Origin of the sequence: Pseudescherichia sp. L3, from assembly GCF_024656065.1 — a bacterium.
In the GTDB taxonomy this organism is placed as follows: Bacteria; Pseudomonadota; Gammaproteobacteria; order Enterobacterales; family Enterobacteriaceae; genus Pseudescherichia.
Genome location: NZ_JANKYC010000001.1, coordinates 1529214 through 1543093, shown reverse-complemented (window position 1 = coordinate 1543093; position 13880 = coordinate 1529214). Strand labels below are relative to the sequence as shown.

12 protein-coding genes are annotated in these 13880 nt (G+C 54.8%); 5 read left to right on the top strand and 7 right to left on the bottom strand.

Annotated features, from left to right (window positions below; genetic code table 11):
• The first annotated feature begins 91 nt into the window (after positions 1-91).
• The 5 genes from NR795_RS07525 to dbpA all read left to right on the top strand — a co-directional run bounded on the left by NR795_RS07525 (position 92) and on the right by dbpA (position 6042).
• The gene (locus NR795_RS07525) at positions 92-1477 is read left to right on the top strand and encodes an FAD-binding oxidoreductase (RefSeq protein WP_257757785.1); all 1386 of its coding nucleotides are present in this window, start codon (positions 92-94) and stop codon (positions 1475-1477) included.
• 521 nt (positions 1478-1998) lie between these two features.
• A complete protein-coding gene (locus NR795_RS07520) occupies positions 1999-3129 on the top strand; it encodes a methyl-accepting chemotaxis protein (RefSeq protein WP_257757784.1) in 1131 nt (376 codons plus the stop codon).
• Positions 3130-3197: 68 nt separating this feature from the next.
• Positions 3198-4181: a zinc transporter ZntB gene (zntB, locus tag NR795_RS07515; RefSeq protein ID WP_144815005.1), complete on the top strand. Its 984-nt coding sequence runs from the start codon at positions 3198-3200 to the stop codon at positions 4179-4181.
• A 277-nt stretch (positions 4182-4458) separates the two neighbouring features.
• Positions 4459-4608 carry a hypothetical protein gene (locus NR795_RS07510; RefSeq protein ID WP_186370524.1) on the top strand — a complete coding sequence of 50 codons (150 nt, stop codon included), beginning with the start codon at positions 4459-4461 and terminating at the stop codon, positions 4606-4608.
• 60 nt (positions 4609-4668) lie between these two features.
• Positions 4669-6042 (top strand): ATP-dependent RNA helicase DbpA, encoded by a 1374-nt coding sequence (gene dbpA / locus NR795_RS07505; protein ID WP_144815010.1) that lies wholly within the window; start codon positions 4669-4671, stop codon positions 6040-6042.
• A 57-nt stretch (positions 6043-6099) separates the two neighbouring features.
• Here the strand turns inward: dbpA and ttcA are convergent, their stop codons facing one another.
• From ttcA to NR795_RS07470, 7 genes are all read right to left on the bottom strand, one after another.
• Positions 6100-7035 carry a tRNA 2-thiocytidine(32) synthetase TtcA gene (gene ttcA / locus NR795_RS07500; RefSeq protein WP_144815012.1) on the bottom strand — a complete coding sequence of 312 codons (936 nt, stop codon included), beginning with the start codon at positions 7033-7035 and terminating at the stop codon, positions 6100-6102.
• A 48-nt stretch (positions 7036-7083) separates the two neighbouring features.
• Positions 7084-8322 (bottom strand): site-specific integrase, encoded by a 1239-nt coding sequence (locus NR795_RS07495; protein WP_257757783.1) that lies wholly within the window; start codon positions 8320-8322, stop codon positions 7084-7086.
• 1 nt (position 8323) lies between these two features.
• Positions 8324-8536 (bottom strand): excisionase family protein, encoded by a 213-nt coding sequence (gene xisR / locus NR795_RS07490; protein WP_042394195.1) that lies wholly within the window; start codon positions 8534-8536, stop codon positions 8324-8326.
• 64 nt (positions 8537-8600) lie between these two features.
• On the bottom strand, positions 8601-8843 hold the full coding sequence (locus NR795_RS07485) for a DUF4060 family protein (protein WP_257757782.1): 243 nt from the start codon (positions 8841-8843) through the stop codon (positions 8601-8603).
• A complete protein-coding gene (locus tag NR795_RS07480) occupies positions 8840-9016 on the bottom strand; it encodes a hypothetical protein (RefSeq protein WP_257757781.1) in 177 nt (58 codons plus the stop codon). Before NR795_RS07480 ends, NR795_RS07485 begins: the two co-directional genes overlap by 4 nt.
• A gap of 34 nt (positions 9017-9050) precedes the next feature.
• Positions 9051-10094 (bottom strand): RecT family recombinase, encoded by a 1044-nt coding sequence (locus NR795_RS07475; RefSeq protein WP_257757780.1) that lies wholly within the window; start codon positions 10092-10094, stop codon positions 9051-9053.
• A gap of 14 nt (positions 10095-10108) precedes the next feature.
• Positions 10109-13795: a PD-(D/E)XK nuclease-like domain-containing protein gene (locus tag NR795_RS07470; protein ID WP_257757779.1), complete on the bottom strand. Its 3687-nt coding sequence runs from the start codon at positions 13793-13795 to the stop codon at positions 10109-10111.
• Between the last annotated feature and the right edge of the window lie 85 nt (positions 13796-13880).

Sequence of the window (13880 nt, the reverse complement as noted above, 5' to 3'; positions counted from 1 at the left end):
AACAAACTTCTCAACAAGTCACCTGTAAACCAGCAGAACCTGCCAGGGAACCACCATAATTAGTAGGGATACACACATCTAGGAGACAATCATGAACGAGTTACCAAAGAACAATATCGACGAGTTCAAAACCCACTTTCATGGGAAAGTGATCCTTCCTGACGATGCCGGTTACGACGACGTACGCCAGATCTGGAATGCCATGATCGACCGCAAACCCGCCCTGATTGCCCGCTGCGTGTCGGCTGAGGATGTCGTCCAGGCTATCGAATTTGGACGTACAAACCATCTCCTTATCTCAATCCGAGGGGGAGGACATAATATCGCCGGTAATGCGGTATGCGACGACGGGCTGATGATCGATCTCTCGTTAATGAAGGAAGTGCTTATAGATCTGAATACTCATAGGGCCAGCGTCGAGCCAGGCTGCACGCTTAACGATTTTGATGAAGCAGCACAGGCTCATGGCCTGGCCACACCCCTGGGTATCAATTCGACGACGGGTGTCGCTGGCCTGACGCTCGGCGGCGGTTTCGGTTGGCTAAGCCGGAAGTACGGGATGACGATAGACAATCTGCTCTCCGTCGAGGTTGTTACGGCAGATGGCCGTCAGCTGCATGCCAGCGAAGCTGAAAATGCGGAACTCTTTTGGGGGCTACGGGGTGGGGGTGGCAACTTTGGCGTGGTAACTCGCTTCGAATTCCAGCTTCATCCTGTTGGACCGAACGTGCTGAGCGGACTCATCGTCTTTCCGTTTGAGCAGGCAAAAAGCGTTATCTCGCAGTTCGCCCGATTCACTGAGACGATGCCGGATGAGCTAAATGTCTGGATGGTCACGCGCGCGGCGCCTCCGCTACCTTTCCTGCCCGAGGAGGTGCATGGGAAAGAGATGGTTGCGCTCGCGCTATGCTATGCGGGCGACCCCAAAGAGGGTGAGAAGCTGATCGCGCCGCTGCGTGAGTTTGGCACCGTGCTCGGCGAGCACATCGGTGTACAGCCCTACGTTGCCTGGCAGCAGGCATTCGATCAGCTGCTGGTAAAAGGAGCTCGTAACTACTGGAAGTCACACAATTTCTCGCAGCTCAACGAGGGCGTTATCGATGCGATCGTCGAGTCCGCAGCAAAATTGCCGTCACCGCATTGTGAAATATTTATTGGGACAATTGGCGGCCAGACGGCCAGCGTAGCGCCCGACGCCATGGCCTACTCGAACCGGGATGCCAACTACGTAATGAACGTGCATGGTCGCTGGGAGACCGCCGCCGAGGATGAGCGCTGCATCGCCTGGGCGCGCGACTTTTTCGCAAAATCACAACCCTTTGCCAGCCGCGGAGCCTATATCAACTTCCTTACTCAAGATGAGACCGACCGCATTGCCTTTGCTTACGGTGCAACGTGGGATCGACTGGTAGAGTTGAAGAATAAGTACGATCCGACAAACCTCTTCCGGATGAATCAGAACATCAAGCCGGAATAGGCCAGGTAGCGCGCCTGACATAGCATTAAACCAATGCAAAACGTCAGGCGCAGTTCCAAATAGCTTTCAGGTAGTAGGGCATTTCCGGCAGGGTTTCCAAAATAAACCCCATCGCGCAACACCATATTGCTGATAAATGAAATATTAAAAAGTTATTTTTCAAAGGGGTGTCATATTTAATCTGCCTGGGGTTGATTCTTTGACGTTGGCACCGTTCCTATATCCCTCCGACTACTAATTTAAGCAAGGCTACACTCTATTTTAGGTTTGTGATTGCTTCTTATTATTAAGGAATCTTAGGGTTGCTCTGTATGATATATTTTGCTGAAAAATAGAGCAAATCGAGCGGGCATCTAACATATAATCCTGCTTTTACAGTAGTGAGTGGTACAAAATTCCACCTTGGTACAAATTGATATCACTTAACAGCAAACACATTATAGGTTAAGAATAGAGGTGAAAAAGCGTATTTCCGATGATATAAAGCTGTTATCTCCTGCTGATGTACTAGGGTGCTTTTTATGTTCCGAAATATGAGTGTGCGCACGTTCATAATGATATACTTGTTTGCTTCATTAGGGCTAATGAATATATTAGTGATAGCTCTCACAAAAAATAATACCCTGATGCTGCTAATTTGCGCGGTATCCGTTTTAACCCTTTCTTTTATGTGGCTATATCTTACAACCTATCTTGTCTCACCTATTAATACGGTGAAAAAAAGTATCGATGAGGTCACGGCGGGAAACCTGTCTGTGACAATCCCTGAGTTTGGCAACAACTGTGCGGGGCGCCTGATCCCCGGTATTAACAATCTTGCCAGCAACATCTCCACCCTGGTGCGTGAAATCCGTGCCTCCTCCCAATCTGCGATGGATCTCTCCGAACAGCTCGCTGCTCGCAGTACCGAACTGTCGGTGAAAACCGAGGAGCAGTCTGCGGCGCTTATCCAGACGGCGTCCAGCATGGAGCAGATGGCTGCCAGCACCAAAAATAACGCGGGTAATACCCAGCTTGCCAGCCAGCAGGCAGATGAGGCGACCCGCTGCGCACGTCAGGGGGGCGAGCTGATGACGCAGGTGGCGGCCAATATGCAATCCATTACCGACTGCGCGCGCCAGATGACGGAAATTATCTCTCTGATTGATGGCATAGCCTTCCAGACAAATATTCTGGCGCTCAATGCGGCGGTAGAGGCAGCGCGGGCAGGGGAGCACGGTAAAGGCTTCTCGGTGGTAGCCGGTGAGGTACGCCATCTTGCTCACCGCAGCGCTGAAGCGGCAAAAAGCATCAAATCACTGATTGACGTTACTGCGCAGAACGTCTCCCAGGGCGTCACCATCGTTGATGAGGCGGAGAAGAACATGCTTGAGATCGTCTCCGGCTCCGGACTATTGAGTAAGCTAATGGATGAGGTTTCCGTGGCGACGCTACAGCAGGAGAAGGGTATCGCACAGATCACCCAGGCACTCTCCGAGCTGGAACGCGTCACGCAAAGCAACGCCACGATGGTTGACGAGCTGGCTGGATCCTCCGACGTGCTTAAGCGTCAGGTGATTGAACTGCAAGGCAGAACGCGTAACTTCCGCCTGGCGGGTTCTGCGCCTGCGGGAAATTCACCTTTTCCCCTGCAAATTCAGTGTAATGGCTAATTTTCAGATTACTTACTGACGCCGCCCAGCTAGACTGTCACTATTAGCATGCTAAATGTGGAGGAGCCGTGGAGGCGATTAAGGGATCGGACGTTAACGTGCCGGATGCGGTTTATGCATGGCTGCTGGACGGCAAAGGGGGCGTAAAGCCGCTGGGCGATGATGACGTTATTGACGGTGACCATCCTTGCTGGTTGCATCTCAACTATACCCAGCCGGAGAGCGCCCAATGGCTGGCATCTACGCCGCTGCTGCCTAATAACATCCGCGATGCGCTGGCTGGCGAAAGCCTGCGCCCGCGCGTTACCCGTATGGGCGAGGGAACGCTAATCACGCTGCGCTGCATCAACGGCAGCACCGACGAGCGTCCCGATCAACTGGTCGCCATGCGTCTCTATATGGATGAGCGGCTGATTGTCTCTACCCGCCAGCGGAAAGTGCTGGCGCTGGACGACGTGGTCAAGGATCTGGAGGAGGGAACCGGGCCGGTGGACTGCGGCGGCTGGCTGGTGGACGTCTGCGATGCGCTAACCGATCACGCCAGCGAATTTATCGAAGAGCTGCACGATAAGATTATTGACCTGGAAGATAATCTGCTCGACCAGCAGATCCCGCCCCGCGGTTTTCTCGCCCTGCTGCGCAAGCAGCTGATTGTGATGCGCCGCTATATGGCTCCCCAGCGTGACGTCTATGCCCGGCTGGCCAGCGAGCGTTTTCCGTGGATGAATGACGATCAGCGTCGCCGGATGCAGGATATCGCCGACAGGCTGGGTCGCGGCCTTGATGAAATTGATGCCTGTATTGCCCGTACCGCTGTTATGACCGATGAGATCACCCAGGTCATGCAGGAGTCGCTGACGCGCAGAAGCTATACCATGTCACTGATGGCGATGGTCTTTTTACCCAGTACGTTCTTAACTGGCCTGTTTGGCGTGAACCTGGGCGGGATCCCCGGCGGTGAGTGGCATATGGGCTTTCCGCTGTTCTGCCTGATGCTGGTGGTGCTGATCGGTGGAGTCACGTGGTGGCTGCATCGCAGTAAATGGCTGTAAAATTTCACATTTTTAACAAAATATGAACATGGAAACGCCGTTTTATTTGCGCGAAATCAATAAACAAAAAGGCCAATCAGGGCAATATCTATCTCGCAGGTGAATGCAACGTCAAGCGATGGGCGTTGCGCTCCATATTGTCTTACTTCCTTTTTTGAATTACTGCATAGCACAATTGATTCGTACGACGCCGACTTATAATAGTCGGCTTTTTTTTGCCTCTTGTGCATCAGCTTCTACCCTTAAAGAGAGCGATGCCATCACCCGGAGGTAAAATATGTCCAGCCTTACCTTATTGAATCCCACTGACTCTCTGCCCGCCGATCCCGTGCCGACCGATCCGGTCCCGGTTCCTGAGCCTATTCCCCGGCCACAGCCGTTGCCCGATCCGCCGCCGAACGAGGAGCCGATTAAAATGTCGCGTTAAAGAGGCAGATCTGAGAGGATACGCGCCTGCTGACGTAGCCTTTTACCGCGAGAAAATATTGTGACCGCTTTTTCAACACTGAACACCCTGCCCACAGCCCAGCTCGATAATCTTAACGAGCTGGGTTACCACACCATGACGCCCGTGCAGGCTGCGGCGCTGCCCGCGATCCTTGCCGGTCAGGATGTGCGCGTGCAGGCAAAAACCGGCAGCGGTAAAACGGCGGCGTTTGGCCTGGGCCTGCTGCAGCACATCGATGCCAGCCGCTTTCAGACTCAGTCTCTGATCCTTTGTCCTACCCGTGAGCTGGCCGATCAGGTAGCGAACGAGATGCGTCGACTGGCGCGCTATATGCCAAATATCAAAATTCTGACCCTCTGCGGCGGCCAACCCTTTGGCGCGCAGCGCGACTCGTTGCAGCACGCGCCGCATATTATTGTTGCCACGCCGGGTCGCCTGCTGGATCACCTGCAGAAGGGCACCGTCAACCTCGACGCTCTGCAAACGCTGGTGATGGATGAAGCGGACCGGATGCTGGATATGGGCTTCAGCGACGCCATTGACGAGGTGATCCGCTTCGCGCCTGCATCACGCCAGACGCTACTCTTCTCTGCTACCTGGCCTGAAGCCATCGCGGCGATCAGCGGCCGCGTACAGCGTTCGCCGCAGACTATTGAGATCGACACCGTTGATGCGCTGCCTGCCGTTGAGCAGCAGTTCTTTGAGGTTTCGCGCCAGGGCAAAATCGGCCTGCTGCAGAAGCTGCTCAGCCAGCACCTGCCTGCCTCCTGCGTGGTCTTCTGCAATACCAAAAAGGACTGTCAGGAAGTCTGTGACGCGCTGAACGACGCAGGCCAGGAGGCGCTGGCCCTGCATGGCGATCTTGAGCAGCGCGATCGCGACCGGACCCTGGTACGCTTTGCTAACGGTAGCGCCCGCGTGCTGGTTGCAACCGACGTTGCCGCCCGTGGCCTGGACATTAAAGCCCTTGAGCTAGTAGTGAACTACGAGCTGGCATGGGATCCGGAAGTGCACGTGCACCGCATTGGACGTACCGCTCGCGCTGGTAACAGCGGCCTGGCTATCAGCTTCTGTGCCCCGGAAGAGGCGCAGCGCGCCAATATCCTTGCTGAGATGCTCCAGATCAAGCTGAACTGGCTGAACGCGCCCGCCAACGTCAAGATCGTGCCGTTGGAAGCGGAGATGGCCACGCTGGTCATCGACGGCGGTAAAAAAGCCAAGATGCGTCCGGGCGACGTGCTGGGTGCGATGACCGGAGATATGGGATTAAACGGGGCGGATATCGGCAAGATCACCGTGCATCCGGCGCATGTCTACGTTGCAGTGCGGCAGAGCGTTGCTCGCCAGGCGTGGAAGCAGTTACAGAGCGGTAAGATCAAAGGCAAGAGCTGCCGGGTAATGCTGCTGAAGTAGGGCAGAGAAGGGCAGGAATAGGGCTCTCCGGGGATCGTCCACCGGAGAGCCAGTGCGTTATTTCACTTCCACTACGTTGAGGCGCAGGGCATCCAGCGGCGTCTCGTCCTCTTCCGGCTGCCAGCCCGCGGGCTGCAACGGAATAGGTTCACGATCGAACGCCAGATCGCCGCCGTCTACCACTTCCGAACCGTGGGTAATGCCTTTAAAGTCAAACAGCGAGATATCGTTCAGGTGCGACGGCACCACGTTCTGCATGGCGCTGAACATGGTTTCGATGCGGCCCGGGTAGCGCTTGTCCCAGTCGCGGAGCATGTCGGCAATCACCTGGCGCTGAAGGTTTGGCTGGGAGCCGCACAGGTTGCAAGGGATGATCGGGTAGCCTTTAGCCTGGGCAAAACGCTCGATGTCTTTCTCCCGGCAGTAGGCCAGGGGACGGATGACAATATGCTTGCCGTCATCGCTCATCAGCTTCGGCGGCATGCCTTTCATTTTTCCGCCGTAGAACATATTCAGGAACAGGGTCTGCAAGATGTCGTCACGATGGTGGCCAAGGGCGATTTTGGTCGCGCCCAGCTCCGTTGCGGTGCGGTAGAGAATGCCGCGACGCAGGCGTGAGCAGAGTGAGCAGGTGGTTTTCCCCTCGGGGATCTTCTCTTTCACGATGCCGTAGGTATTCTCTTCGACAATCTTATACTCAACGCCTAACTGCTCGAGATAGGCAGGCAGAATATGCTCCGGAAAGCCCGGCTGCTTCTGGTCAAGGTTTACCGCTACCAGCGAGAAGTTAACCGGCGCGCTCTGCTGCAGGTTACGCAGGATCTCCAGCATGGTGTAGCTGTCCTTACCGCCGGAGAGGCACACCATGATGCGATCGCCCTCCTCAATCATATTGAAGTCAGCAATGGCTTCGCCCACGTTACGACGCAGGCGTTTCTGCAATTTGTTTAAGTTGTACTGCTCTTTCTTGTTAACTTCTTGATTTTGCGACATTTATTAATCACTCAAATCTTCAATGGGGCATAGACGGGACAAAACGAATTAAAACGCGAGCTTATCGTTAAGCATGGCCACCTGCTCAGTGTTCAGATCTTCAATCCAGGACGCGTATATCTCGTAAACCATCTGCGCGTTTTCGTGCCCCATCTGATTGGCTATAAAAGACGGGTTTGCGCCTGCGGACAAAAGCCAACATGCAAATGTGTGGCGTGTATGGTACGGATTACGGCGACGAATGCCAGCACGTTTTACACTGGCGTTCCATCTTGACCCGATACTGGACAATGAATAATAAGGCTTCTGCTTTCCCTTTGCTGGCCGGGGCATAAAAACGAAACGAAGTTGCTGCTTCTCAGTCAGGCCGTATTCACGATGATAGAAAACGATCTCTGTTTCAGGAAACCCGGTTGTCAGCTTCTTTTGTTCTTTCAGAGCATCCAGCGCTGGCGTTAGCAGCTGCAGTGTCCGGATGCCTGCCTGCGTCTTGGGTGGCCCAAACATTCCCAGGGTGTTCAGGTTCCTGGAGACGTTAACCGTACCCGCCTCGAGATCGATATCTTCCCATGCAAGCGCAGCGATCTCACCATGCCTGAGCCCGGAATACACAGCGAACTTCCACATATTATGGCTCTGGCCGCTCAGAGCTGACATTAGCCTGGCAAACTCCTCTCGCATCAGAGGATCCGGTTTGGGGTTGCTCTTCTGTAGCTTCTTGACGCCTTCAAATGCCTTGCTCTCAGTGAATCCAGATTTATAGGCAAAGCGCAGTAGAGAGCAAAGCAAAGAGATGTAATTATCGACCGTACGCACAGTTCGGCCAATTTTATTTGAGCGCCTGTCCAGAGGATACAGGGTTGAGCCATGCAGTAGCTCACTCCGGTAGCGAAGCACATCGTTATAGCTAATCTCCCTGATGACTGTGCTCTTCCCTATGACTGATTTAAGCGTTGATATCTGCGAGCCAGTTTTGCGCAGGGTGTTTGCACAGAGCTCAATTTCACGATTTTTTAGCCAGGTATCAGCGAGCTCGCCGAACGTGTTAATGATGAGCGTATTTTGAACGGTCTGCGCCTGCTTCGAGTCAGGAAAACGCGAGCGGTAATTGAACTGACCGAGGTTGATCTCGCTAACGACCAGCATGCGCAGCTGACCCGCTTTTTTGATGTTTGCAGGGGTGATAAGCCACCCCTTGAGTACTTCGCGACAACGCTTACCTTTATACATGAACCAGATCCGGATGCTTTGACCTCTTATCTCCACGCCCTTGGGCAAATCAGACATCCTATGCATCCTGAATCATTTGGTTGATCTTGGGGTAGTTGTACCAGGTAATGCCGCGCAATGTTTTTTCCCCTGATGGTGAGACGCGTTTAAAGTGCACGCCTTCAATCCAACACCCTTGACGATATTTTTCGATCTGACGGTTATCGAGGCCCGTTCTGGCAGTGAGCCTTTCCTCAACAACCCACTCTTCATTGAAAATTACTTGTGCCATATGAAGTACCTGGCGATCAGCACGAGTATAACTGTGCTGATCGCGCGTTGATGATATTTCGATATCAAGACATCCGACCGGCCAGGTGGCGCAACCGTCGCGCGCCGGTGATCGCCGTGGCCACGTAGCTGGCGCTGCGGTTTTGGACTTCCACCTTCACCTTCATTCCGTCGACCAGCACCGTGTATTCGCTACTGGAGGCCCGGCTGGCATAATCGCCGAACCGTTCTACATGACGCGCCAGCGCGGCATCGCAAGCCCGGCGCGCCATTGGCGATTCTTTCTTACTACGGTTGATTAGCCTCATTCAGCACGCTCCGGATCAAACACGTCCCAGCAGTTCCGTTCGATATTCGCCAGCAGCCGGCGATCCTCTACCTCAACCAGCGGGCGGCCGGTCAGCTCTGCGATTTGCTGGTTATTGTGCGTCAGCAGCAGCTTCAGCTCACTGATGCACCAGCGGGTTTGTTTATCGCTCATCACGTTACCGGGAGAGTTGCCCCTCCCGCCTCCCTTAGCTCACGTATTCCGGCTTCATATCGCCCAAGGTAATGGCGAACTGGTCATACAGCTCGTCGCTCAGGTGGCGCTTAACCGACACCAGCAGGCGCTCGGTCTCCGCGAAGCGCTCAACAGCATCCTGTTCGCCAGGCTGGGGCAGGGAGTTAATCGCCGCGTCAACCGCATTACGGTGCTTCACCAGGTGATAACGGCGCGTAGCCTTGTTCTTTAACTCAGTAAACAGCGCAGTTCCGAGTGCGTTTTTTGAGGCGTTAATTTCGTTGCCGACGCTGGTGGCTTGATCGAGAGTTTCAGCGGACTCAATTCGATCCCGGAAATCATCAGCCAGAGCATCAATATTGGTTGCCGATTCCTGCGCGCTGTGTGTGGTTGTTACGCCGTCACCTTTGATATCAGCCAGGCTCACGCGCTGGACGGATGACGGGTTGATCTCCTTCTCTGCGCGCTGCTCCACTTCATCCGGGCTGTAGACACCGAGGATGACCTCAGGGCAGTACAGGCGTGCCCAGTACTTCACTGCGAGGTAAGCGATCTGCTGCTTGGGTGCAGTTTTCCACAGCGGTGAGTTCCGGGTGGTGATGTCAGCCAGGTAGATGTCCTCGCCCCAGGTGATATCGGTTTCGCCGCGCAGGACCGCACCGACCCGGATAAACAGGCCAGATTCATCCCGACCATCTTTCTTGCCGGCGATCTTTTCCCAGTCGCCACCGTATTTGTAATGGAAGCGACCCACGATGGCGCTGGAGCTGGAGATAACCGCGTTTACCAGCTGTGCTTCGTAACCCAGCACGCCGTTGACCAAATGTGTTTTCTGCGCGACGGCGTAAGGGTTCATACCCCACTGCATAGCCTGCATGACGATCGCCATGCAGTCGGCAGGTTTCCCCGCCAGGTGCTTTGGTACAGTTACAGCAGACTTCGCCATCAGTTCGGCAAAGGCGGTCAGCTGGCCGAGCGCCTGCACGTTGAATACTGCGTTGCTGGCAGAAATGGTGTTAGGAGTCTGCTCAGCGGCGACAATATTGGTGTTTTGCATAGTCATTCTCTCCATTAAGCCAGGCGCAGCGCTTCAAGGCGGCGCAGGTCGAAGTCGTCAAGTTCATCGGTATAGTCTTCGGTGATCGGCGCAGGCCACTCTCCTGTGTCGAACCCGGTAGCGATAGCACGCATGGTTTTGCGATATTCCAGCATGCCCAGTTCCAGCAGCTCTGCAGATGCCTCGATAATGGCGATCCAGTGGTAGTTCTCGTCTTTGTTAACGAAAATCCAGAAGAACTGATCCAGCGCCGCGGTTTCGCAGTACATGGCCGCGCTCAGGTGATAGTCACGCATCCGGATTTCACGACGCAGGCGGGCTTTAAGCGCATCTGCTTTCACATCCCACATGCTTATAGTCTTGAGGTCGGCACCGATGCGGACGCCGTCCAGTTCGAGCTCGAGGTCCGGGCGCACGCGGATTTCTAAACCTGTCTCTTCGTCAATGCCGAAATAGCTGGTCTCTACGGCGCGGCTCGGATGTGTCAGCAGCATGCCGGAGGTCGGGTGCGCCAGTAATGCAGACTGAATGGCGCGTGCGGTCGCCAGCTGCTGGCGGTTCACCAGTACCTTTCCTTCCGGGTTGTCGCGCCAGGCGTCCAGCAGCTCGTCGGCGAATACGGCATCCGGGCGGACTGCCTTGAGCGCCTGGATCATGTCGGCTTTGGTACCGGACACTTTCAGCGGCGAGGGCTTCTGTGCTTCCTGTGCAACCATGTCAGGATTGACGATCGCCAGCTGCTCGATGAGTGCGTCACGGCTGCCGCTGGTTTTCGCCTGAGCGGGCAGGGTGGCGTTGAACTCTTTGATGCACGCTTTCATAGCCGTGGCGGTGAAGTTTTTATCGTCGCCAACAATCCGCTTAAACTCGGCTGGCAGGCCGACATAAGCGAGACCAATAGCCTCTTTGTCACCGGTTAGCGGCAGCGGCGCTGGCAGGGTGGCGTTATGCGCTTCCAGCAGTGCTTTTATATCGTCAGCACTCAGCAGCGGCGGTAGGCTGGCGTTGTATTCGTCGATGCAGGCGCGGATCGTCGCCGTGGTAGTGAGCGCCCCTTCAGGGATTTCCGGCTCGATGCTGAACTCGGCGGCCAGCGTCTCCGGCTGCAGCGCCAGCGCGTGCACCAGGTTGCCCATGTCGAGCACTTTTGACCGCTCCTTCTGGATGGTCTTAGAGACGTGGCGTGCTTCGAAATACATCAGGCTAACCCTGGCGTCTTTCACCATCGTGCTGCTGATGCCGTTTGCCGCGTGGTAAACGTCGTTCGGCAGACCCTCATAACGGCCCGGCTCAAAATAGGCTGGCCACTGCGGTTTTTCTTCTGGCTCATCCTGATGCACTTTTTCGGCATTTTGATGCGTGTTTTCGGCATTCTGAATCGCTTTTTCGACATTCTGATGCACGAATTCGTCGTTCTGTTGCAGATCTGCAGCGACGTCGCGTGCCAGTTCCGGAGCTCGGGCTGCCAGAATCTCCGCCGTGCTTAAACCGCCTGCTTGCGCAGTAACTGCATCAGCACCTTCGACCGCTGGTACCGTAGCACCAGCTTTGCCTTCGCTCTGGTCAGTCTCTTCCATCTGCACATTTACGACTCTCTCCGCTTCCTGTTTTGCGACCTCATTTGAGGGGGTATTGATGACCGGTTTTGATTTTTCACCCAGCTGGCCATCGATAGAGAGTATGCCGCTGCCGAGGTTCTGAACCTCAGGCTGTGCTGGTTCACCAGCGCTGGTATCTTCTGCAGCTGGCGCAACAGCACCAGGGGCGATCAGCAACGACTCTACCGCCTGCCAGCGCGCTTCGCTGTCGTCCTTCCCGGTATCAGGAATGAACGCAACTTCCTTGCCGTTATGGGCGATATAGCTGATCAGCTTTGGCGTCTCGTTATGGATGCCTTCCGGTGCATTACGGATCAGGACGAAAACGGCAGCACGTGAAAAGTCCAGAATGCCCGGCGTTTTGCGCAGCTGGGCACTCCATGAGCTCCAGGGCTCTTCTTTGTTGGCGATGATTTCTTTCGCCCGACGCAGTACGCCACCCGGGATCTCGTAGATGTTGTAATCCATCGGCAACAGGGCGGCCGCGATTTCAATATCGAGGGTATCGAGCGTATGTTTCAGATCCGGATTGCGATCGGTAGGGTTCCCGCCGCCAGCATTGTTGCCAGTATCAGTGCGCTGGATAGCTGTCTTGCCTGCTTTCTTAAGCCATTTAGCAGTGACACCATCACGATCAATTTTTTTGCCCGGTGCAGTGATAGATGAATTGCTGTTGTGTGCATCAATCCACTCTTTGAAGAACGAGACAAGCTGCGCCAGCTGAGGTGCCGGGCCTTCAGCTGTCCAGACAGACTGGACATCAATAAACAGATCCGCCAGGGTTTCAGGAAACACATGCTGCAGTTGGCGCAGATCATGATTACGGCAGGCCAGCAGCACGTTCTGCGGATAGGTTGCGTCCATGTCCAGACTGACACGAGTGATCTCGGCTTTTTGTTCGGCGCTCAGTTCATTGAACAAGCCAAATAGCCAGATGCCCAGTACACGCTGATCGTAGGTATAGTTCTGATGAATGGTTACATCGGTGTCAGTGGTACCGCTTTCTGCCGCCGGGGCCTGCTGGGTTTCAATCCACGACTGCACGATATGGTTTCGTCCATCCTCCGTAGCAATTGAGTATGCGCAGGCAAACTGACGAACCAGATCTGCGGTCATGCTATCCCGATAGCCTTCTGGCCATACCTGCCGGATTGCACGGATCACACCCGCAGTTACCCCGCCAGTTAAATTTAATACCGCCGGATCAGTTAGCGCGGCAACAACAATGCTTAAGGTTTCGCCGTTGTCTGCCAGTACCGCTTCTTTAACCTCGCTCAGTTGCTGACGGTCAATGTGCTGCTGGTCAAATAACCACGCGGCAGCAATCTGCTGAGGCAAGGAAAGCTCACGAATAGACGTCCACCCGTCATCCTTTCCGGCATCATCTTCATCATGTAGTTCAGAGGCAGGCAGTTCGCCGCTAAGCCAGGCCTCAACCAGCTGGGCGCGTTCGCTGGCTTCAGCTGCTACCCAACCTTTCACGAAAAGAGCGATGCGTTCGGCTTCGTGGCTCTGGTCCTGAGGGAATACCGCTTTTACCGCTTTGATCAGTTTCCATTCCACGTGCGCAGAAAGCTCACGGATTTCCGGGGTGTCTTCGATGGCCTGACGCAAGCCCAGGACGAAGCAGTTTTCATCCTTGAACTCCATTACGCCGATCTCCATGTGCTGCGCCAGAGTAATCTGGTCCAGCTCTTTATCGTGCATCAGATGGGCGATGAGGCGTTGGATCAGACGCAGGCGGGACAGTGGGCGAAGCTCTGCATCGGCAGCGGGCTGGGTTTCCATGTTCACCACCGGCGCAGCAGCTGCGCCAGCGTCGCCCGGTACCGGGCTCCATGAACGGCCATCTTCACCAAGGGTGTAGCGGTCGCACCAGGTATCATCCAGCACGCCTTCTTCCGGCAGATCATCCACGACATGCCAGTCGGTGCGCTGCGGCAGCTGGTGGTCAGCACCACGGCCAACAGCAATATCAGCGTCGTCGAGAATGTTGAGCATCTCGCGTTCGGCGCGAGAGTCGGATTTTGCAGAGAACCAGCAGAAGAGGTTTTTCTTCTCTGATTTCGCCTTGGCTTTAACTACAAACGCATATGTGTTCATTGCGTCTTAGCTCCTTTGGGTTGTAAGATCCCCGGCGCTGTATAAGCCGCCATTGACTGGGTGGTTTAAATTTCCGGTGTACTTT